Genomic DNA, 250 nt, shown 5'->3' on the forward strand with positions numbered 1-250 from the left:
ATTCTCGGGCTTGAGTTTTTCAGCAGTTGCGTAGTCTTCAAGATGACGCCGTACTGTTGTTTCGTTAATACGCAATGCTTGAGAAATCATCGCAGCGCTCCAACCTTCAGACGCGAGTAACACTGCTTTGATACGATCGCGCACTCGCCCATCACGAGTCGTCCCATGTTGGCGGTCGAGTTCAAGCTTCTGCTGTTTGGTTAAAGTCACTTTCATAGGTAGGAATCATGATCCTGTTTCTACGTAAAAT

Annotated in this window: 1 protein-coding gene; it reads right to left on the reverse strand. The window is 46.8% G+C overall.

What is annotated here, in order from left to right:
• The coding region (locus tag BZJ21_RS15900) for a helix-turn-helix domain-containing protein (RefSeq protein WP_131826371.1) at positions 1-216 on the reverse strand (216 nt) is incomplete at its 3' end.
• Between the last annotated feature and the right edge of the window lie 34 nt (positions 217-250).

Source organism: Salinivibrio costicola subsp. alcaliphilus, from assembly GCF_001996185.1.
Classification (GTDB): domain Bacteria; phylum Pseudomonadota; class Gammaproteobacteria; order Enterobacterales; family Vibrionaceae; genus Salinivibrio; species Salinivibrio costicola.